Origin of the sequence: Flavobacterium shii (genome assembly GCF_025847235.1) — a bacterium.
Lineage (GTDB): Bacteria > Bacteroidota > Bacteroidia > Flavobacteriales > Flavobacteriaceae > Flavobacterium > Flavobacterium shii.
In genome coordinates this window covers 40,418-61,799 of the sequence record NZ_JAOZEW010000006.1, presented here as the reverse complement: position 1 = coordinate 61,799, position 21,382 = coordinate 40,418, and the positions used below count along the sequence as shown (strand labels likewise).

At 34.6% G+C, this 21,382-nt stretch carries 17 protein-coding genes; 8 read left to right on the top strand and 9 right to left on the bottom strand.

Annotated features, from left to right (window positions below):
• The 4 genes from OIU83_RS07750 to OIU83_RS07735 all read right to left on the bottom strand — a co-directional run bounded on the left by OIU83_RS07750 (window position 1) and on the right by OIU83_RS07735 (window position 6,624).
• Window positions 1–1,068, bottom strand: coding sequence for a carbohydrate-binding family 9-like protein (locus OIU83_RS07750; RefSeq protein WP_264205677.1), 1,068 nt, complete (start codon window positions 1,066–1,068; stop codon window positions 1–3).
• A gap of 7 nt (window positions 1,069–1,075) precedes the next feature.
• Window positions 1,076–2,041 carry a glycoside hydrolase family 130 protein gene (locus OIU83_RS07745; RefSeq protein WP_264205676.1) on the bottom strand — a complete coding sequence of 322 codons (966 nt, stop codon included), beginning with the start codon at window positions 2,039–2,041 and terminating at the stop codon, window positions 1,076–1,078.
• Window positions 2,042–2,471: 430 nt separating this feature from the next.
• Window positions 2,472–4,349, bottom strand: a complete 1,878-nt coding sequence (locus tag OIU83_RS07740; RefSeq protein ID WP_264205675.1) for a sodium:solute symporter family protein — start codon at window positions 4,347–4,349, stop codon at window positions 2,472–2,474.
• 31 nt (window positions 4,350–4,380) lie between these two features.
• Window positions 4,381–6,624 (bottom strand): GH92 family glycosyl hydrolase, encoded by a 2,244-nt coding sequence (locus OIU83_RS07735; RefSeq protein ID WP_264205674.1) that lies wholly within the window; start codon window positions 6,622–6,624, stop codon window positions 4,381–4,383.
• Window positions 6,625–6,746: 122 nt separating this feature from the next.
• On the opposite strand from OIU83_RS07735, the gene OIU83_RS07730 reads away from it, so the two are divergent.
• Window positions 6,747–7,805 carry a sensor histidine kinase gene (locus OIU83_RS07730; protein WP_264205673.1) on the top strand — a complete coding sequence of 353 codons (1,059 nt, stop codon included), beginning with the start codon at window positions 6,747–6,749 and terminating at the stop codon, window positions 7,803–7,805.
• A 61-nt stretch (window positions 7,806–7,866) separates the two neighbouring features.
• Complete coding sequence (locus OIU83_RS07725) at window positions 7,867–8,580, top strand: LytR/AlgR family response regulator transcription factor (RefSeq protein ID WP_264205672.1); 714 nt, start codon at window positions 7,867–7,869, stop codon at window positions 8,578–8,580.
• 234 nt (window positions 8,581–8,814) lie between these two features.
• Here the strand turns inward: OIU83_RS07725 and nagB are convergent, their stop codons facing one another.
• Entirely contained in the window at window positions 8,815–10,728 is a 1,914-nt protein-coding gene (gene nagB / locus OIU83_RS07720; RefSeq protein WP_264205671.1) for a glucosamine-6-phosphate deaminase, read from the bottom strand.
• A 142-nt stretch (window positions 10,729–10,870) separates the two neighbouring features.
• Complete coding sequence (locus OIU83_RS07715; RefSeq protein WP_264205670.1) at window positions 10,871–12,970, bottom strand: alpha-L-fucosidase; 2,100 nt, start codon at window positions 12,968–12,970, stop codon at window positions 10,871–10,873.
• 215 nt (window positions 12,971–13,185) lie between these two features.
• Here OIU83_RS07715 and OIU83_RS07710 point away from each other — a divergent pair, with 215 nt between their 5' ends.
• The 3 genes from OIU83_RS07710 to OIU83_RS07700 are packed head-to-tail and all read left to right on the top strand — an operon-like array spanning window position 13,186 to window position 16,139.
• Window positions 13,186–13,827 (top strand): PIG-L deacetylase family protein, encoded by a 642-nt coding sequence (locus OIU83_RS07710; RefSeq protein ID WP_264205669.1) that lies wholly within the window; start codon window positions 13,186–13,188, stop codon window positions 13,825–13,827.
• Window positions 13,824–14,966 (top strand): glycosyltransferase family 4 protein, encoded by a 1,143-nt coding sequence (locus tag OIU83_RS07705; protein ID WP_264205668.1) that lies wholly within the window; start codon window positions 13,824–13,826, stop codon window positions 14,964–14,966. Before OIU83_RS07710 ends, OIU83_RS07705 begins: the two co-directional genes overlap by 4 nt.
• A 12-nt stretch (window positions 14,967–14,978) precedes the next feature.
• A complete protein-coding gene (locus tag OIU83_RS07700; RefSeq protein ID WP_264205667.1) occupies window positions 14,979–16,139 on the top strand; it encodes a glycoside hydrolase 100 family protein in 1,161 nt (386 codons plus the stop codon).
• Here the strand turns inward: OIU83_RS07700 and OIU83_RS07695 are convergent.
• Together OIU83_RS07695 and OIU83_RS07690 are read right to left on the bottom strand one after the other, a co-directional pair.
• A complete protein-coding gene (locus OIU83_RS07695; RefSeq protein WP_264205666.1) occupies window positions 16,136–17,188 on the bottom strand; it encodes a response regulator in 1,053 nt (350 codons plus the stop codon). The genes OIU83_RS07700 and OIU83_RS07695 overlap by 4 nt on opposite strands.
• Entirely contained in the window at window positions 17,185–18,375 is a 1,191-nt protein-coding gene (locus OIU83_RS07690; RefSeq protein WP_264205665.1) for a PAS domain-containing sensor histidine kinase, read from the bottom strand. Before OIU83_RS07690 ends, OIU83_RS07695 begins: the two co-directional genes overlap by 4 nt.
• 278 nt (window positions 18,376–18,653) lie before the next feature.
• Between OIU83_RS07690 and OIU83_RS07685 the strand changes: the two genes are divergently transcribed.
• On the top strand, window positions 18,654–19,136 hold the full coding sequence (locus tag OIU83_RS07685) for a BON domain-containing protein (protein WP_264205664.1): 483 nt from the start codon (window positions 18,654–18,656) through the stop codon (window positions 19,134–19,136).
• A 38-nt stretch (window positions 19,137–19,174) separates the two neighbouring features.
• Window positions 19,175–19,555 carry a hypothetical protein gene (locus OIU83_RS07680; RefSeq protein WP_264205663.1) on the top strand — a complete coding sequence of 127 codons (381 nt, stop codon included), beginning with the start codon at window positions 19,175–19,177 and terminating at the stop codon, window positions 19,553–19,555.
• 31 nt (window positions 19,556–19,586) lie between these two features.
• Here OIU83_RS07680 and OIU83_RS07675 read toward each other — a convergent pair whose 3' ends face one another.
• Entirely contained in the window at window positions 19,587–20,189 is a 603-nt protein-coding gene (locus tag OIU83_RS07675) for a 2,3-bisphosphoglycerate-dependent phosphoglycerate mutase (protein WP_264205662.1), read from the bottom strand.
• Between the two features lie 268 nt (window positions 20,190–20,457).
• Here OIU83_RS07675 and OIU83_RS07670 point away from each other — a divergent pair, with 268 nt between their 5' ends.
• Entirely contained in the window at window positions 20,458–21,117 is a 660-nt protein-coding gene (locus tag OIU83_RS07670) for a BON domain-containing protein (RefSeq protein ID WP_264205661.1), read from the top strand.
• Window positions 21,118–21,382: the final 265 nt, after the last annotated feature.

The following is a 21,382-nucleotide window of genomic DNA, read 5'->3' as shown; positions in this document are numbered from 1 at the left end:
TTATTTTGATATTATCTTTCCATCTTGTTTAATAATTAATGTTTTATTAGAAAAAGGACTTTTTACCGAAATATTAAATCCTGTTGCATGATTTTCTAATATCGGTTTTAAAATTTTATTATCAACGCTTATCGTTTCTTTAGTGAGACTTTTTAATGAAGTCGCCCATACTTTATGTTTTTGATAGTATTCTTTTTGTGCTCTGTATAAATTATACAACTCCCATTTTACCTTTTCGTCCTGAGGTATTGTAAAACTGTTTACATCATCTTTGGAAGAGAAATAAACATACCCCCATTTTTCGGGTTCATGCATATTGATAACTCCCATTGGCGACCAAACCCAATTGTACTCGGGCAAAAATTTTCCATCACTATCTTTCTTGCGTTCATATTTTCCATTGGTAATTGCATGTTGCCAATTTACTCTTGAAAAATTGACTCGCCAAAAATTATCTACAGGCACATTTTTGTCATAATAAGACGTTTTATAAGCTGCCCACGGAATTGCTATTTCTAATACCCAACCTTCATCAATATCTGTAGGATCGTTGAGTGTTCCTTTAATTTTAACAGCCGATTTGAGACCTGTAATATTCCAATCATTCAAAACTACATTATCATTTTCACGATACGGCTTTGACAAAAACAAATCCCAAGCTGTATTTAATGCATTTATCTCCAGTTCATAATAGTTAAAAGTATCGCTGTCGGGATCTATAAAAACCTCAAAATCATTATTATAAAAAATAATCGTGTCACGTTGTTTTAAGTTTGCCCATACATGCGGTTCTTCTAGCTTTGCTAATATATAAAAATTGGTTTCGTCCCAGAGCATTTTTACTTGGGTTGCATACTTGGGTTTTTCAATTCCTTCTATATCTGTAAAAAGGTCTGTCCAGGCTACTTTATTCCACGCAGGATCCGATTCATCTCCATCAATAGTAATGGGATTTTCGGTTTTATGCGCTACATAAGTTTTGGGTACAATCGTTTTCTTTGATTGTGAATAACCAATTATCGAAAGAAATCCTAAAGCGACTGGTAACCATTGAAATTTTAAACGCATCCTTTTTCTATAAACTATTATCTTTTGTAAACTTAATAACTTCACTTAATTTACCAAATGCTATCGCCACAACAGTATCGGCTGCACCATAATAAACGGCAAGTTTGTCTTCCTCTATATCGTGTAAAGCTGCACATGGAAAAACAACATTGGCCACATCTCCTACCTGCTCATAAAGCTCAGCAGGCCCTAATAAATAAGGTTGTGTTCTATATTTTACATTCTCTGGTGCATCTTCTTCCAAAAGAGCTGCTCCCATTGCATAACGAAATCCGTTGCAGGTATTAATAACTCCATGATACAGCATTAACCAACCTTCATCTGTAAGAATCGGGATTGGTCCTGCACCCACTTTGGTACATTGCCAGGCACTATCTTCAAATGGTGTTGGTTTCATGACTAAACGGTGTTCCCCCCAATATTTCATATCCGGACTGTAGCTAATCCAAATATCTCCAAATGGTGTATGCCCATTATCACTCGGACGACTTAACATCGCGTATTTACCGTTTATTTTTTGTGGAAACAAAACTCCATTTCGGTTAAAAGGTAAAAAGGCATTTTCGCACTGAAAAAATTCTTTAAAGTCGAATGTATAACCAATCCCGATTGTAGGTCCGTTGTATCCATTACACCATGTAATCCAGTAACGATCCTCGATAAAAACAACGCGAGGGTCATATTTATAAGCCGATTCGATCATTTCGGTATTGCCGGCTTTCATTTCAATAGGTTCGTGATTGATATCCCAATCGATACCGTTTTTACTAAAACCGGCAAAAATGTTCATTTGTACCGCTTTATTATCACATCTAAAAACACCAGCAAATCCATCCCCAAAAGGAACAACTGCACTGTTAAAAATACTGTTTGATGATGGTATAGCATATCGGTCTATAATGGGATTATTCGAATATCTCCACATTACATCATTGCTGTTTTCGGGTCTGTCTTGCCAAGGAATTGTACTCATCTTTTTATGTTTTTTTGTTTTTGTTTTATTTTTATTTCTTCTAAAGCTTTGTAAAAATTTCGAACTTTAACAAAGCTACTGTTGCTGCTAACTATTAAACTTATCCTTACTACCAAAAACGAGCGGGACGATTGCTCAATGCCAATATGTTAAGGAATAATTTAAAAATGATTTAAGATTTTTGACTAACGATTTTTGATTTCAGATGTATAACACCTCGTAAAATCAGTAATCGTTGATCTTCAATATAAAATCTCTTAACTCAATGACATAGAACTTCCGCTAGCATAAACTGGTACTAATAACCGATACTGCTAACTATTACATAACTTACTTTTTTTTACCCCTTTGGGGTGCAACTAAATTCTAATAATTACACCCGGGGTTCCTTCAATAAACTTGTGGTATTCTGATAAAAATATTCTGTGTATCAATCTGGTAATCTTCGAACTTTATCCAACCATGTAAATTTTAATATTGTCGAAGTCACTATAAACAGCACTAATGCAACCAATGCTTTTGGATAATCTCTAATGATAAAATAAATCGGGAGCAAAATCATACTCGATTGCCAAACGATTCCGATAAGACAATTAAGCATATCTTTTCCAAAATCCTTATTTTTTTCGAAAGTCTGATCTTCTACTTTTAATAATTTGTAAACCGGTTTCCACCAACCCCAAGGTCTTACATTGGTGTAAAAAGATTTTAATACTTCGATATCTGTAGGTTTGCTTAAGAAAGTTCCCAAAAGACACCCTATAATTGAAAAAGAAAATATAATTGGAAATAAATATATAGCCTTCATTTCTGATAAATCATACAGTAATGTTCCGTGTGTAAAGTTTCCTTTGTTTTGATCTAAAATAAATTGAAAAGAGGCGATTAATAATCCAGAGAACATTCCCCAGAAATACCCCCAACCATTAAAACGCCACCAAATCCACTTTAAAAAATTGGCTGCAACATAACCACCATATAATGCGCTGGTAATCCATAAGGTCAAGGAACTAATTGAATCTGCAAAAAATCCCATAAAAACGCCTAAACCTACAACCATAAAAGAAGCAATCTGACTCGCTTTTATATAATGCTCATTTGTTTCACTTGGTTTAAAATATTTCTTATAAATATCATTTACAATATATGCTGGTCCTGCATTTACAAATGCCGAAAATCCAGACATAAATGCAGCCAGTAAACCTGCCAATAAAACTCCCTTAATACCTACAGGAATATATAAACTAATTACTTGAGGCATTAATAACTCCAAATCGGCTCCGCTTAAATTAGGATTAGCATTTAATACTGGTGCTAAATTCACCAATGCAATTACTACGATTCCTGCAATTAATAAATACCTTGGAATAAACAAGATCAGATTGGTAAAGCCACTCATATAAGCTGCTTCTTTAACCGATTTTGTCGAAAGGATTCGCTGTAAATCATAACTTGGTGTTGGTCCAGCTATACTTGCAAAAAACCCTTTGAATAAAGTCATTCCTATAAATGCACCAAACATTTTATATCCCTCCGAATCTATTAGATTATTAAAGGTTTGAAATTTATCGCTCCATTGTGTTTCCAGTTGCCATCCAAAAAATACATTCTTCCATTCCTCGGTAATTACCGAATTTATTTGAATATCGGTATAATTTACAAATGCATAACCTGCTACAAGTACCCCTGCTACAATCATGATTAAATATTGTACAACTTCGGTAGCAACCACCGAAAACATCCCTCCTTTTACGGTATATATTGTGGTTAAAAAGATAATTAATAAAGCATAAGACTGCTCGGAATTAAGCAAATAAACATCCCCTATATAAAGCGATAAGTCCCAAGGCAAAATTATAGTTACAAACTTGCCAATCCCTTCAAAGAAATAAGCAATAAAACCTATTGTAGAAATAATAGCAAAAACAGCAACTATAATATGGGATGCTTTCCCTGCTCTATCGCTACCAAAACGCGTTAAAATCCATTCGGAACCTGTCATCATGTTTGATTTTCGAATCCAAACAGCCAGAAACATCATGACAAAAATTTGATTCCAGATCGGCCAAAGCCACATAAACATAAAGCTTTTTACTCCGTATAAAAATAATATCCCTATCATCCAGGAAGTTCCGGAAACATCAAACATACCCGATCCATTGCTTAATCCTAAATAATACCATTTAATGGAGTTTCCTCCGAGAAAATAGTCATCTAATCCTTTTTTTGCTTTCCTTGAAATCCAGATTCCTATACTTACAGATAGTAGAATATAAGCTACGATTATTGATACGTCAATGATATTCATTAAATTTTATATTTATTTGTTGGTTAGTTAATTAGTTGGTTAAACCCCAGTTTTTATTAGGCTCGGATCCCATTACAAAATGTAAAATCCCTCCTTGTAGAATTTGTTTATGTGTTAGTATTGTTCTATCGAATGCAACTCCATTAAGGGTTGCCGATTGGATGTAAAAGTTTTTGTCTGATACATTTTCAGCCTCGATTACAAAGGTTTTTCCGCCTTCAAGATTGATAGTTGCTTTCTCAAAAATTGGGCTCCCTATTTCATATTCTCCCGAGGCAGGATTCATAGGATATAATCCCATGGAACTAAATATGTACCAGGCCGACATTTGTCCGCAATCCTCATTACCACTTAATCCGTTTGGTGTAGTATTGTATTGTGTATCCAGAATATGACGCACCCAATATTGTGTTCGCCATGGTTTACCTGCATGATTAAACATATAAGCAATATGATGACTTGGCTCGTTACCATGTGCATATTGCCCTATTAGTCCTGAAATATCTGCAGAAACATTATTTCCGGTTATCTCCGAGCTTTCGGTAAACAACTGTTCCAATCGATCTGTAAAAATGGTATTGCTTCCGTGTAACGAAATAAGATCTTCTACATTTTGTGGTACGAACCAACTGTGCTGCCAAGCATTTCCTTCGGTATAATCGGTATGTTCTCTATGATTAGAATGTTTCGCATCAAAAGGTTCGTTCCATGATTTTCCATCTTCAGATTTTCCTCTCATAAATCCTGTCTTCGTATCAAATAAATACTGATAGGCTTTGGAACGATTAAGAAAAAATTTATAATCGGCTTCTTTCCCCAAAGCTTTGGCCATTTGTGCCACACACCAATCATCATAAGCATATTCCAAAGTAATTGTAACCGATTCGTCTAATAAGTTATAAGGAATATAGCCGTATTTTTTATACAGATTCAATCCGCGATCATCTTGCATCATGGTTGTTTTCATGGCATTGTATGCTTTCTCGGCATCAAAACCTTTAATACCTTTTTGGTAGGCATCTACAATTACAGGAATCGAATGATAACCGGTCATCGTATTGGTTTCATTGGCATAAAGTGTCCAGACTGGTAATATTCTTTTAGTCTCGTAATAGGCCAACATAGAATTCACAATATCCGAAGCCTTATCTGAAGCCAATAAGGTTAGCAAAGGGTTTTCGGCTCTAAAAGTATCCCATAATGATAAAGTAGAATAAGCAGTATAATTTGTTGCAGAAACAATGCTATCATTCTCTTTTCTAAACTGTCCGTTTTTATCGCTATAAGTTACAGGAGCAATTTGCGCATGATACATCGCTGTATAAAATATTGTTTTAAGAGAATCTATTGGTGTTTCGACAGTAATCTTACTCAAAGCTACATCCCAGGTTGTTGTTGTTTGTGACTTAGTTTTTTCGAAATTACTACTTTCATTATCTAAGTTATCTTTGGCATTGGCTACACTTACGGATGATAAAGCCACTTTTACAAATAACTCCTCATTGCTTTTGGATTCAAAAAATAATTGTGCTGCTGTTTTTTCTCCTTCTGCTTCATTACTTTCAACTAATTTTCCATCTGCTGTTAATGTATTTTCTGAGATTGGTTTTGAGAATTTTGCAACAAAGAAAACTTTTTGATTTTTGGCCCAGCCAGTACTAAAACGATAGCCACTTATAGTATATTCATCTTCAATTGTAATTCCTGTTTTTAAGGCTTTATCCCAATTAATAGCAAAACCAAGATCGATAACTACAGATTGTTTATCGTTCTTGGCAAATGTATATTTATGGAAAGCAGTACGTTGTGATGAAGTTAATTCTACATTTATTTTTGGATCTTCCAGAAAAACCTGATAATAGCCCGGTTTTGCTTTTTCATTAGCATGGCTATAAGATGATTTATAAGGAAGTAGATCGCGTGAGATTGCTTTTGTAGTTAAGTCAACTTTTTTATTTATTGGCATAAACAATATATCTGCCAAATCTCCAATACCTGTTCCGCTTAAATGCAAATGGCTAAAACCTGCCACAATAGAATCGGAATAATGATATCCAGAACACCAATCCCAGCTCGTAACACCATTATCCGGACTTACCTGAAGCATCCCAAAAGGAACAGTTGCTCCCGGATATGTATGCCCATGACCGCCAGTTCCTATAAATGGATCCACATGATTAACAAAAACTGTTTCTCTATGGTTATTTTTGTTTACATTTATTTTACAGCCAGTAGCCAAAATTATAAACAAAACAAGCAGGGGGAAATTCTTCATATAAAACAATCTTAATTTAACTTTAAATTTAGATAAATTTGATTTTTATTAAAACTAATTTAGACGGACAACACATTAACTTAGATAAACATCAAAAAAACTCACAAAACATAAGATATAATATGATTTTAAATTCTGGAAAATTATACCGAATACCACTCCACTACCACGTTATTTTTTGGTTGACTTATTTTTTATTCAACACCTTTCGATGGGGAAGCTATTTTAATGATTATATATATTCGCTAAAAACGAATTTATTAGGCTTTCCTATTCACATGTCATTATGCTATTTGAATATTCTTGTTCTAATGCCTTATTTAGTTTACCGAAAAAAATATGTACTCTATATTCTTTCTATTTTATCGGCTCTATTTATTATGGTTGTTATAAAATTTTATCTTACTTATTTTCTTATAACCCATAATGTTTGGCCAGAAGGACCAGAAACTATCAATAAATTATCCCTCAATTATACTATTGATATGATGATGGGTGAGCTTTATGTAATTACTTTTGTTACTGCAATTAAGATTACATTGGATTTCTTAAAAGAGCAAAAAAGAGTAACAGATCTTGAAAAATCCCAGTTGGAAACAGAATTACTTTTCTTAAAATCTCAAATTTCCCCACATTTTTTCTTCAATACGCTTAATAATATCTATTCGTTATCTGTAGAAAAATCAAACAAAACGCCTAAGATTGTTCTCAAACTTTCTGAGTTAATGCGCTATATGTTATATGAGACAAAAAGCAAAAGACAAACCCTGGAAAACGAAATCCTATGTATTCAAAACTATCTGGATTTAGAAAGAATTAGAAATGATGATCGTCTGGAGATAAATATGTCCATTAGCGGTGATATACACGATAAGGAAATTGGTCCTATTATATTACTAACTTTTGTTGAAAATGCATTTAAACATGGCGTTAATAAGAACACCGGAAAAGTAAAAATTGATATTAGTTTTAAAATAAAAGGAGATTTCCTTCATTTCTATATTTCCAACCCAACACCCGAATTTACTGTATATAAAGACAATTTTAACAAGTCAAGTGGGATAGGAATTGAGAATGTAAAAAAAAGACTTGAACTGGGTTATAATAAAAATGACTATAAGCTTTCATTTCTAAATAAAAAGAATATTTTTGTCGTAAAGCTTGTAATTAAAGTCACTTAGCAAAACTTAAATATTTTAATTATGGCAACTAAATTATTTCTCTCTAAAATAATAAATAGAAATGAAAATAAATTGTTTGATTATAGATGATGAGCCATTGGCTATTAATGTTATTAAAAATTACTTAGAGCAGGTTGAAAATTTTGTGTTAGTAAATACGTTTAGCAATTCAATAGAAGGTTTAAATTTTTTAAAAAACAATAAGATCGATGTAATTTTCCTTGACATCAATATGCCTGTCATGGACGGTATAAATTTTATAAAAAGCTTAGAGAATCCGCCTTTGCTTGTAATCACGACTGCATATAGCCAATTTGCAATAGAAACCTATGAATTGGACGTTCTGGATTATCTGGTAAAACCTATCGAGTTTCCGAGGTTAATGAAAACACTAAATAAGATTACCAAAAGACTTAAAAACACCAATTCTATTCCGATGGAAAATAGTGTTGAAAGTGCTTTTATTTTTGTCAAAATTGATAAAAAGAGAATGAAAAAGATTTTCTTTAATGAAATTTTGGTTATCGAAAGTTTAAAGGATTACTTAAAGATAAATACGCTAACAGGCAAATACATAATCCATAGCACACTATCTGACTTTACAGATTTATTACCCGAAAGAAATTTTTTAAGAATACACCGATCATATACTATAGCCATTGATAAAATCGATGCTGTAGAAGGAAATAGTATCGAAATTGAAGGTTTGAGATATGTAATCGGAAGATCTTATATAGATTACGTTAAACAAAGAATTTTAAATTCGGCTGTTTAACGACTTTCGTCTGAGAGAAATAAATGGCCTTTGTTCGATGAGCTACTTTGCAATCCTTCGACTCTGCTCAGGAGGGTAACTAAACTTAAACTTTGTACTCGTGTAAAGTCTTTGCTGTGTTTGTTGTAAAATCAAGATATAACAAAAAAAAAATGCAACCATAAATGATTGCATTTTCGACAAACAGGTAACTAACCAAAATAAATTACATGAAATAATTTATTTATACTATAACTAGAAATAATAGCGTTTAAATGCCTCAATAGCCGAATAATCGGCTAGTCCCAAAGCATGGTATTTTTCTGCTGTTAATCTGTTTCTATCTTCAACACGTACCCAAAACTCTCTGTTATCATCTCCTTGAAACATAACTCCATCTTTTTGGGATTGATGATAAAAAATAGCATGACGTTTTTTAAGAACCTGATCCGGACTCATAGGAACAGCCATCTCTATTTGATAAGATTCCCATTCGTGCCAGGCGCCACGATACAACCATACCCAACAATCATCCATATAACTATTATGTTTTACTCTTTTTAAAGCTTCAAATAAGCTATCCAAACAAACTTTATGTGTCCCGTGTGGATCTGCCAGATCTCCTGCTGCATAAATTTGATGCGGTTTTATCCTTTCAATCATAGCACTCATAATATCTATATCTGCTTCCGAAAGATTATTTTTCTTCACAGTACCGGTTTCATAAAATGGAAGGTCTAAAAAATTAACATTCGAGTCTGGCAAACCTAAATATCTGGTCGCTCCCAATGATTCACTTCTTCTAATTAATCCTTTTAATTTTCTTACTTCGAGTAAATCAATATCATTATCTTTTTTGCTCTTTAAAAAGTTTATAATACTTTCCGATTCGCTGGAATTAGCATTTAATGCCTTCGAAATTTCGGCAAACTTTAAAGCTTCTTCATTCGAGACAGCAATATTTCCCGATGTTTGGTAGGCAATATGCACATCATGCCCCTGCTCTACCAATCTGTCAAAAGTTCCTCCCATCGAGATAACATCGTCATCAGGATGCGGACTAAAAATAATAATTCTCTTTCTCTCCGGAGTTGCACGCTCTGGTCTGTAGGTATCATCGGCATTGGGTTTTCCTCCTGGCCAGCCCGTAATGGTTTGTTGCATTTTATTAAACATCTTAATGTTTAAATCATACGCCGTTCCTTCTTCGGTTAAAAGACTAGCCATCCCATTGTCGTTATAATCTTTATCGGTAAGCTTAAGAAAAGGTTTTTGCGTTAATTCACTTAACCATGCTACAGCTTTAAGTTTTAATTCTTCTGTCCATATAACCGATTTAACCAACCACGGAGTCTTTACTCTGGTTAACTCCGATGAAGCTTCGGTATCCAAAACAAATGTTGTATTATTATGCTCCTGCAAATAGGTTGCCGGCACTCGAGAAGAAATCTCTCCTTCTATCGTTCCTTTTATGATTCCTGCTTTGCTAATTCCCCATCCCAGAAGTACAATTCTTTTGGCTCTTTTTACTGTCCCAATACCCATTGTAATTGCTTTTCTGGGTACATTATCTATTCCCAAAAATGAAGATGCAGCATCCACACGAGTTAAGTGATCAAGCGTAATGCTTCTTGTTCCTGAATTAACATGAGATCCCGGTTCATTAAATCCTATATGTCCCGTTCTCCCAATACCTAATAACTGAAAATCTAATCCTCCATAGGCTTTAATCTTCATTTCATAATCGATGCAATACTGTTGTAATTCCTCATTACTTATTTTTCCATCCGGAATATTAATATTTCCCGGAAGAATATCCACATGATTAAAAAGATGCTCATACATAAAATGATAATAACTCTGGATATTGTTCTTATCCATAGGATAATACTCATCCAGATTAAAAGTTACTACATTGGCAAAGCTTAAACCTTCTTCTTTATGCAATCGAACCAGTTCTTCATAAACTTTTATTGGTGAAGATCCTGTTGCTAATCCTAAAACACAAAGTTCATTTAGTTCTCCTTTTCTCTGAATTATGTTTGCTATTTCTTGCGCTACTAATATTGAAGCTTCCTGAGACGACTCGAAAATAACGTTGTGAATCTTCTCAAAACGGGTTTCTTCAAACTTTCCTGCTTCTCTAAAATTTATACTTTCTATAATCATTTACCTGTTATTCATTTAATTAGTATAAAATTAAAAATTAGTTATTTTCTAAAATCAAAAATTCGACTAATAACCTATAACCTTCGGCAAAAGACATAATTGGAAACTTAAAAAAAAATCACATCATTATTTATAGGTTAATCTACTGCTGTTCAAGAATGTTTATTTCTCCAATAGAAACTGTTTGCTTCTTTCCTACAGCCGATTTAGCAACAAATCGAATATATCTTGCCTTTACAGCTGTAAATGTTTTGACTTGTTCTATTGGATTATTTTTAATGTTAGAAAATTCTCCTTGTGATTGTAGCGTCCATTTTACATTATCTACGCTGGTGTAAAATTCATAATTGGAGATTAAATTAAGCGCATTGCCTACTTGTTGCGGAATATAAGTAAAACCATTTATGCTAAGAATTACTCCCATATCTATAACTATTTCCTGAGGAAGCTTAATGGTCTCACTACCAAAGCTCCAATCGGTATCTGGGTTACCGTCTATAATACGATGTGCAGTATTTAAATCGCCACTAGAAATCGCTACTATTTTCCATTTTTCTTTGGATGCTCCGTACTTGGCAATTTTTATGGTGCTACTTATGTTTTCGCTCGTATTTATTGCAATTGCCTTTATCTCAACGGCTTTATTGTAGTTAAAAGGTGCTTTATACAAAGTGCTTTTTGCAGATGGATCTGAACCGTCCAGCGTGTAATAAATACGATTTCCTTCTTCGGATTTTATCGTTACTGTTCCATTTTTATCACGTTGAATCTCTGGAACACGCACAAAAGTAGGTGCATTAAATGCCTGAATAGTAGAGATAATCACACTCGCTTTAGAATCGGTAATAGTTACTTTAAGTGCCGAAGCAACTACCCTGTTTAATCTTAAAATTCTTTTATACCCAATAGTGGTTTCGTTGGCAATTGTTTGCCATTTCCCATCAATTTTTGCTTCGACAGTAAATGCTTTAACACGTTGTCCTAATTTTATATATTCCTGAAGCAAAATGCGATTAACGGCTGTAGGCTTATCAAATTCAAACACTATCGATGCTGTTTTCACATTATCATCGGTAGCCCAATAGGTATTCTTATTGCCATCGATTGCGTTTTTGGCTGCAAACTCAGTATTATTTCCCCTTACATTATCGGCACTTACTTTACTTCCTGATAATAATTCGGTTTTAAAATCTTCCTTTATTGTTGCCACTAATTCTTTTAGCCTAGCTTCATCATTTTCATGAACCAAACCTCTCCTATCCACCGGCAGATTAAGTAATAAGTTGGCATTACGTCCTATAGATTCATAATAAATATCAACCATTTCATCCAGAGAACGAACTTTCTCATCTTCAATAGCATGGTAAAACCATCCGGGTCTTATAGATACATCTGCCTCTCCGGGAACCCATTTTTCGCCATCCTCATGCCCAGACATGAACGCTGTATAATGTACTTTGCCTGCCAGTTCGTCTTTTTGGCGTAAAAGACTCCAATTCGTTTTACCGGCACGACCTTCCTCATTTCCAATCCATCTGGCTTCGGATGGGCCAACTCCCCAAACCAATGTATTTGGCGCCGTTTTATATATTAGCTTATAGGTTTCGTCCCAATTGTAATATTCAAGGGAATTTATTTTTCTTGTTTCATTTGCGCCGCCATAATATCCATCGCCGCCATTTGCACCATCAAACCACATTTCAAAAACATCGCCATAATTAGTAAGCAATTCCTTTAACTGATTTCGGAAATAAGTAATATATCCCGGTTTACCGTATTCGGGATGGTTTCTGTCCCAAGGCGAAAGGTATAAGCCTAGTTTTAAGTCGTATTCTTTACAAGCTGCAGCCAGTTCTTTAATAAGATCACCTTTACCATCTTTCCACGGAGAATTTTTCACAGAACGTTCTGTATAAGCCGATGGCCATAAACAAAATCCATCATGATGCTTTGCTACTAATATAATCCCTTTCATTCCTGCTTCCTTAACAATGCGAGCCCATTGACGCACATCCAAAGCTGTAGGATTAAAGAGTTCTGGAGATTCGTCTCCATAACCCCATTCTTTATTAGTGAAGGTGTTTAGCGAGAAATGGACAAAAGCATAAAACTCCATTTCATTCCAGGTAATCTGCTTTTGTGTCGGTAATGGACCAAATGGTTCTGGAGATTTTACCTTTCGTTGACCATTAACAGGTACTATCAGGGAAAAAAGACATAATAATAGAAAAGTTTTTTTCATCATGTTGTGATTAATAACTTATTATTAAAATAGTAACAACACAATATTAATCTAAATTACTATCTCAACTAATAAATTTTCGACCAACAACCATTTTAAAAGAGTCTTCGTATTACTCAAAATTATGACGAACATCATCTTAAAAAGTAATATTCATCATTTTTGCTTTTTGGACTTCCTCTTACCTTGCATACTGTATATAATATTCCCTACTCATGGAGATGCAGGTACAGAAAAAAAAAGTAGCAGTAATTGTAGCACATCCTGACGATGAAACCTTATGGGCTGGTGGAATGTTGCTTAATAATCCTGATTGGGATTGCTTTATAGTAACTCTTTGCAGAAAATATGACTCTGATAGAGCACCTAAATTTTATAAAGCGCTGGATGCTCTACACAGTACAGGGATCATGGGAGATCTTGATGATGGACCAGACCAAATTCCTCTGGATCAACTAGAAATTGATCGCCTGATACTGCAACTGCTTCCTATTATTGACTATGATCTCATTCTTACCCATAATCCGCTGGGAGAATATACCAGACACCTTCGCCATGAGGAAATTGGTATCTCGGTAATAAGCCTTTGGTACGAAGGCAAGATTTCATCTAAAGAACTTATGCTATTTGCCTACGAGGATCACAATAAACAATATCATCCTAAAGCCATAACCTTAGCAGATGTTCAATTGAATCTGCCTACTGATTTATGGCAGAAGAAATATGAAATTGTTACCCAAATATATGGCTTTACCCCTGATAGCTGGGAAGCAAAGACAACACCAAAAACAGAAGCATACTGGAAATTTACCAACAAAAAGGACGCATGGAAGTGGCTTAAAAATGTAAAACTATGAAAGTACTTGTATTATATGATTATCCGCCTGCACCTGGTGGTCTTGCTACCCAGGGAGATCTTCTCTATAAAGGTTTATTGGCCAATGGTGTAGAAGCTCATGCTGTTCATCTTGAGTCAGCACTTGAAAAGCAATGGTACTACAACTGGTTTAAACCCGATGTTATCGTAGGTACCGGTTACTGGGGGCATACACCTCAACTGGTACTTCATCCCCAAAAACACAGTATCACGGCTGTGCCTTGGCTAGTTGCCGACGGTTATATCGCAAATTATCAAAATGTATTGAACCAACTACCATTGATACTAGTTACCTCACACTGGGTAAAAGAAATGTATGTAAGAGATGGTATTAGCGGTGATAATATCGAAGTCCTTCCTGTAGGTTGCAATACCGATACCTTCAGACCGTATCCTAAAAATGATCCAAAAGTACTCGCCGTTCGCAAAGCACTTGCAATAGCGCCAGAAGAGCAACTACTCCTTACCATTGGCGGAGATGCAGCCTCAAAAGGTGCCCGGGAAGTAATGGAAGCCTTAGCAATAGCGGGGAAAGATTTACCGCCTTGGAAGTACGTCTGCAAAGTGTGGCCACAACCAAGAACTGCTCTTCAGAATGAACTTGATCAAAAACTAGCTAAAGAACTGGGAATTAGTGACAACGTAATATACCAAACCAGTATTATCTCCAGAGATTTTGTTCCTTACCTGTTAAATGCATGCGACATCTATACAGCTCCTTCCAGACTCGAAGGATTTGGAATGCCTCAAGTGGAGGCAGGCGCCTGTGGTAAACCCGTAATTGGAATCAAGGCAATGGGAATGCTTGACACTCTTAAAGACAATCAAACTGCATTACTAGCTGGTGTTGGACAAAAAATAGTCGTCAATGAAGTAACCCTAGGCATTGAATCGGGCTATGAAGAAAACCGACGTATCGTATTTGATGAACCACGAACTGTGGATTACCGCGCCGATGTTACGGATATTAAAAATGCCCTTGTTAACTTAATGAACAATACAAATCTGCGCGAAGAAATGGGAACAGCAGGTAGAAAGCATGTAGTTGAAAATTTCGACTATAGAACTGTGGCCGCAAAATTTATAAAAATTATCAATGAAAGACTCCAAATATATTAAATCCCATAGATCATGGATAAAAGAAACTGGACAGAAATAGAACAAGCTAAAAGTGCGGCCTTAGAAGTATTACTACACAATGTAAAAGGTCCCTATGATGGGCTTCCCAGAACTGCTGCATGGGGATATCCCGAGCCATATACCCGCGATTTAATGATTTCTATTCTTGGAGTTGCAGTATCAAAAAATGAACAATTGCTAACTGCGATGGAAAAAACACTCCTAACCCTTGCCAAAAATCAATCCCTTAGAGGTAACATACCCTCTTTAGTCCACGATCCAGATAATCGGGGAGCAAGCGATACAACACCTTTATTTTTATTGGCAGTTGGTATTTTCAGGAAATTAACCCATAAAAAAGATTTCCTTGATCAGGAAGTCCAAAAAGCATTGACCTGGATGGAATACCAAAGCCCTACCGACGAATATCTAATTGCCCAACAACCCACTAGTGATTGGCGCGACGAGCAATGGGTATTAGGATATGGACTTTATGTTAACACATTAACGTACAGCTACCTCAAAATACTGGGATATACAGAAAGAGCATTAGGTTTACAAGATGCAATGGAGCATTTCACCATTACTACCCCAACAAATCCAGAACATCTTCATGAAGGCATGATGCTAAAACAAAAGCCGTATTACGCCCTATGGTCGTATAAAATATACAATAGTGAACGATTTGACCTTTTAGGCAACAGTCTGGCTATTCTCTCTGGTCTTGCCTCAGAAAAAAGGGCGGATGAAATTATTAAATGGATAGAAAATTACTGTGATATTATGATACAAAATACAGATTTGGCACTAAAACTCGCTCCTAATTTTTTTCCTTTTATTTTGCCTGAAGATCCGGATTGGATACCAAGATATACTGAGTATAATCTTCCGGGGGACTATCACAATGGAGGGCTATGGCCATTTATCACTGCGCTTCATATAGCAGCTTTGGTAAGAGTAGGAAAACTAAAATTAGCCAGAGAAAAATTATTCCTGCTTACAGACCTTATTAAAAAATCAAGAAATAAGGACCTCGAATATGGTTTTAATGAATGGTATAAAGCGCAGGATGGCGAGCCTATGGGACAAGACTGGCAAACCTGGTCTGCCTCACTTTATCTCTATGCAGCAGCGTGCGTCGAGACCAACACCACGCCCTTTTTTATATTCTAATTTTTCATCTTTCTTATTTTCATATAATCAAGGATTTTTAATTGACTCCCGCTTTTCTCTATTAATCCTTCATTTCTAAATTCGGTCAGGATTCTGCTTACCGTTTCTGAGGCTGTACCAGACATCGCTGCCAGATCATCTCGGGTTATATTAATACTATTTCCTTTTGTTGCTTCCTCCTGACGAAAAAGCCTCAGTAGAGATTCGGCTATTCGCTTTCTCACCGATTGATACGCCAATTGCAACAAGTGTATGTCTTTGGTTCTTATCTCATTTGAAAGGATTTTAATAAATTTCTCCGCTACATCTGGATATAATTTTAGTAATTCTTCGAGTTGTTCTTTTGGAAAAAAACAAACCTGACTGTCCTCTAGTGCCGTTGCAGTATCTGTATATGTTTCATTAGAAAGGATCGTATTGACCCCTAAAAAATCATTTGTATGATACATACCGGTCATCAGTTCATGCCCATCTTCAGAAAGCTTGACGGTTTTGATTTTACCCGAGATTACCAAATAAATACCTATAGCCCGATCCCCTTCATAATGAATAATCTGGTTTTTCTTAAAAGTTCTCTGAACATGCTCATCTATCATTTTTTTTAGTTCGGAGAGTCCTTCCCTATCTCCTACTAACCTTTCAAGATGTCCTAGCGACTGACTATAAAAATCCCGTTCCGATTTCTTTTTGTTTAACCTGCTTTCAATGGCTTGTAAAAGTTCTATATCATCAAAAGGTTTGGTCAGGTAATCATCTGCCCCCATTTCCATAGCTTTGCGCATATCGGGTCTTTCAGATTTTGCTGTGATAAAGATAAAGGGAATGGTACTTGTTTTTGGATTTTTATTAAGCATATACAACACTCCGTAACCGTCAAGTTCAGGCATCATAATATCACATAAAATAATATCTGGTAGGTTTAAAACAGCGAGTTCAACACCAATTTTACCGTTATTGGCAAGATAAACAGTGTACCCCGCCAGATTAAGAATTTCGGCAATATTCTCCCTAATATCATTATGGTCTTCAATAATTAATACTTTGCTCATGATATAGGAAATGTTAAGGTGAATAGTGTTCCGTCTTGTTTATTACTTTTAAAATCTGCCGTTCCTTTCATCAAGAATACATAACGACTAACTATATTTAAACCAAGACCGGTTCCGGGGATACTGCTGGTATTATGCGCTCTGAAAAAAGCCTTAAATAAATGTTTTTGTTCTTCCAAAGGAATACCAATTCCATTATCATGTACCGAAATAATGCAACATAAATCATTAATTTCTGTTGTAAAATGAATAGAACTATTATCGCCTGAATACTTTATTGCATTGGTTGTTAAATTAATAACACAATTCTTTAATAAATTAACATCCAGATATAGCATCGTTTGAATTCCTATATGTTTATAGACAATATTTTGTTTGGGTTTGGCTAAGAGCTGCATTTCTTCGGTTATTTCTTCTCCGAATTTAAACAGGTCAAAACAAGTGAAACTAACCTTCATCTTATCTATTCCCAATTTTTCGACATAAAGAAAATCATTGAGTATAGCCGTTAAGCTCATCACCGAATTTTTAATTTTGGCAATATGCTTACCGATAGGTTCACTATCAAAAGGTATAGCATGTTTTTCAATTAATGAAGCAGATAATTGTACCGTACTTAGAGGTGTACGAAATTCATGAGATGCCATTGATAAAAACCGATTTTTCAATTTGCTGAGTTCTTTTTCTTTCTCCAATGAAATACTCACTTTTTCTTTTGCCTTTTTTAAGGCAAAAATAGTATCGTTGAGAGATTTTGTTCGCTCCTCTACAAGTTCTTCCAAATGCGATGCATAATCTTTAAAACGTTCCTCAACTTCTTTCTGCTGAGACAGATCCTGAATAAATCCAGCATAGATAGTCCTGCCGTAATATTGCATTTCACGAATCACGAGTTTCATCGGGAACTCGTAACCGTCCTTACGTAATCCTACTAGTTCACTACCAATACCATTTATACTGTTCTTTGTTGTTCTTTTATAATTCCTTAAATAAGCATTGTGTTTATCCCAATCGGACGAAGGCATTAACATAGAAATATTTTGACCTAAAACTTCCTCTTCGGGATAATCAAAAAGCACACAGGCCGCTGGATTAATAGTGTTTATAATTCCAATGTCATCTATCGTAATAATGCCATCCAAAGCATTTTGTACAAGTGCATATAGTAGTGTAGCCTCATCCATCATCAAATCGATCAAATTATAATAATCAACATAAAGGTCGACAATTTTAAAATGTAAAAATTACTTTTCACCTGAATTATTTTACACAATTAACACATTACCAATGTTTTAATTTTACAAAAAAACTATAATAACAAGCTGTGTAATAATTGTATCTCTTTAATTACAAGGGCTATTTCTAATATAAAAGTGCCCTACATCATTTTTATTGCTGATGATTGTCATTTTTAATACCCACTTGTTAGCTCAACTTTGTACTAACGATTAAGACAAACAAATGAATGAGAACTTCCGTCGAAATAAAAACAAGTAGTTGGAAACAAAAAAATGACTATACTATTGCCCAGGCGGTATTGGATGCTTTTAAGTGGAACTGGAATACTATAAATAACAGTATATATGTTCAGGTAATGAATGGACAAGTAACTCTTACGGGAAAATTAGAATGGCACTACCAAAAAGAAGCTGCTACAAGAGCCGTAAACAATCTTATTGGTGTAAAGGAAGTGGTCAACAACATTAGCGTAGATTCAAAACTTATTATTCCAATCAATAAAAAAAATATCAAACGTGCTTTAAAAAATCATGTAGCACTTGATTACGCAAGTATTGTAATAGCAATTTACAAAAATGACATCATATTGAAAGGCACAGTAGACTCTTTTTATCAAAAGGAATTAGCTGAAAAAATTACGTGGAAAACTCCCGGGGTACGAAATGTAAAAAACAATCTCAAAGTAATCCATGAACCTATAGAAAAATAAGCACAAAAACACTTTTAAAAACTTATACCTTAAAGAAAATGAAAACTATAAAACAATTAGGCATTTACTTAGATCATGCTGCCGCAAATTTAATCGATTTATCGAATATTGATGAGGAGTCTCAAACTGTACTTTCCGACTTTGATATTCAGGACAAACATGAAACACTACAAAGAAGCGAAAATGAAATGCATAATAAGCAACAGGACAAACAAAGAGAATATTTTAAGAAAATTGCAGCTATTGCCAATAACTTTAATGAGCTTATCTTATTTGGCCCTACTACAGCAAAAACAGAATTATTGCATTTTCTGCAAAAAGACCACAACTTTGATAATGTCAAAATAGAGGTTAAAAACACCGATAAACTGGCAGGCAATCAACAACTATTATTTGTTCAGGAATATATTAAAAAATAAGATAAAAACTTTGAGATGAAAATCAGATGTTTTAAAGATACTTCACCCCCGAGAGCTGTAATTTTTGATTAAAATGGTATACTCGGGGCTGACCTGTTGGAATATCTACTTTAACAATGTCAAGTGGATCGATGTTTTCAAGATACATCATAAGTGCTCTCAAGCTATTGCCATGAGCAACTATTAAAACATTTTGTCCTATTTTCAATTTTGGTTCTATCTCGCTCTTATAATAGGGAATTACGCGGTTATAAGTATCCAGAAGACTTTCTCCACCGGGAGGATTTACAGCGTAACTTCTTCTCCAAATTTCTACCTGAGTCAAACCATATTTTTGTGCAGTTTCCTCTTTATTGAGTCCTTGCAAAGTACCATACATCCGCTCATTGAAGGCCTTATTTTTTATTATAGGAATCGTTACCTTCATTACTTCAAGAATGATTTGTAAACTTTCTTGTGCCCTAATAAGCATAGAAGTATACCCAATGTTAAAAGTATAACCGACTAGCTTAGTACCCGCAATTTTTGCTTGTTCTCTTCCAAATACAGTAAGCGGAATATCCAGAGTTCCCGTAAAACGGTTCTCTAAATTATAAAGAGATTGTCCATGTCTAACAAAAATTAATACTGCCATCTTTTTCTTTAAAAACAATACCAAAGTTACCTAAAAAAGATATAAAAGAAGTGCTCAAAATCACTTATTGTAATGTATCTGATTATTTCGTTATCATCACTCCGACCGCTTTAACAGTCACTATCGTTATAATAAAATTAAAAATAAATAAAGTCAGATAATCCATTTTGTATCAAATAAGTAACTACAATCAGTTTCCAGAATGTCAAAAGTCATTTCTCCAGACTTGAATAAAATGCATCTTGTCCTTTATTAAAACTAGCCGTAAATGAAAACGAACGAAGAATTGCAAAAGAAAGTCATCGAAGCCATCAATTGGGAGCCCTTATTATCAGCTGGAGAAATTGGAGTACTAGCTCTCGACGGGATTATTACCTTAACGGGATCGGTAAACAGCTATGCAAAAAAAGAAGAAGCTGAAGAGGCAACTAAAAATGTTTTGGGTGTAAAAGTGGTAGTAGAAAAAATTGTAGTAGTACTAAACGACAAGACTCATAAAGCAGATAACGAAATTGCTACGGAAATTACAAATGCTTTCAAATGGCATTGGGATATTCCAAATGAACGGATTCAGGTGAAAGTAGAAAATGGCTGGGTCACCCTTACTGGTTCTCTCGAATGGAACTACCAAAAAGATGCCGCTAAAAAAGCAGTTAGTGTCTTGATTGGAGTTAAAGGTATAATCAATAATATCATGATTATCTCCCTATCCAAAGACCGAATCAATAAAAAGGACATTGAAAATGCTATAAGGAAAAACAAAATTATTGGAAATATAGCTATTGCAGTAGATGTTTTGGATAATGTCGTTACCCTAAAAGGAAATGTTGAATCCTGGTTGCAAAAAAATGAAGCAAGCCGTCTTGCATGGAAAACTCCTGGTGTACTTAAAGTCAAAAATGACTTGCATGTAGACCTGGAACAATAGCTATATTTATTACTCTTAGTCTGCAATTATTTTTTATATAAGTCTCACCCATTATCAAGATAATACATTTATTTTTATTTAGTTACCACATTTTAACTTCAATAAATGGGACAAATTTATATACTCAACGTTAGATTGTAGAATGGTCAACCTGAATTCCTTAAATATCAATTATCTACCTAACATCCAATTACTTAATATCAATTAAAGCTTGAAATATACTACCTAATGAATTACTGGTTTTGGATAACAATGAACTTTAGTA

Excerpts from the sequence above, each read along its gene's own strand:
- OIU83_RS07750 (WP_264205677.1), bottom strand. The coding sequence starts at position 1,068 with ATGCGTTTAAAATTTCAATGGTTACCAGTCGCTTTAGGATTTCTTTCG.
- OIU83_RS07745 (WP_264205676.1), bottom strand. The coding sequence starts at position 2,041 with ATGAGTACAATTCCTTGGCAAGACAGACCCGAAAACAGCAATGATGTA.
- OIU83_RS07740 (WP_264205675.1), bottom strand. The coding sequence starts at position 4,349 with ATGAATATCATTGACGTATCAATAATCGTAGCTTATATTCTACTATCT.
- OIU83_RS07735 (WP_264205674.1), bottom strand. The coding sequence starts at position 6,624 with ATGAAGAATTTCCCCCTGCTTGTTTTGTTTATAATTTTGGCTACTGGC.
- OIU83_RS07730 (WP_264205673.1), top strand. The coding sequence starts at position 6,747 with ATGATTTTAAATTCTGGAAAATTATACCGAATACCACTCCACTACCAC.
- OIU83_RS07725 (WP_264205672.1), top strand. The coding sequence starts at position 7,867 with ATGAAAATAAATTGTTTGATTATAGATGATGAGCCATTGGCTATTAAT.
- nagB (WP_264205671.1), bottom strand. The coding sequence starts at position 10,728 with ATGATTATAGAAAGTATAAATTTTAGAGAAGCAGGAAAGTTTGAAGAA.
- OIU83_RS07715 (WP_264205670.1), bottom strand. The coding sequence starts at position 12,970 with ATGAAAAAAACTTTTCTATTATTATGTCTTTTTTCCCTGATAGTACCT.
- OIU83_RS07710 (WP_264205669.1), top strand. The coding sequence starts at position 13,186 with ATGGAGATGCAGGTACAGAAAAAAAAAGTAGCAGTAATTGTAGCACAT.
- OIU83_RS07705 (WP_264205668.1), top strand. The coding sequence starts at position 13,824 with ATGAAAGTACTTGTATTATATGATTATCCGCCTGCACCTGGTGGTCTT.
- OIU83_RS07700 (WP_264205667.1), top strand. The coding sequence starts at position 14,979 with ATGGATAAAAGAAACTGGACAGAAATAGAACAAGCTAAAAGTGCGGCC.
- OIU83_RS07695 (WP_264205666.1), bottom strand. The coding sequence starts at position 17,188 with ATGAGCAAAGTATTAATTATTGAAGACCATAATGATATTAGGGAGAAT.
- OIU83_RS07690 (WP_264205665.1), bottom strand. The coding sequence starts at position 18,375 with ATGATGGATGAGGCTACACTACTATATGCACTTGTACAAAATGCTTTG.
- OIU83_RS07685 (WP_264205664.1), top strand. The coding sequence starts at position 18,654 with ATGAGAACTTCCGTCGAAATAAAAACAAGTAGTTGGAAACAAAAAAAT.
- OIU83_RS07680 (WP_264205663.1), top strand. The coding sequence starts at position 19,175 with ATGAAAACTATAAAACAATTAGGCATTTACTTAGATCATGCTGCCGCA.
- OIU83_RS07675 (WP_264205662.1), bottom strand. The coding sequence starts at position 20,189 with ATGGCAGTATTAATTTTTGTTAGACATGGACAATCTCTTTATAATTTA.
- OIU83_RS07670 (WP_264205661.1), top strand. The coding sequence starts at position 20,458 with ATGAAAACGAACGAAGAATTGCAAAAGAAAGTCATCGAAGCCATCAAT.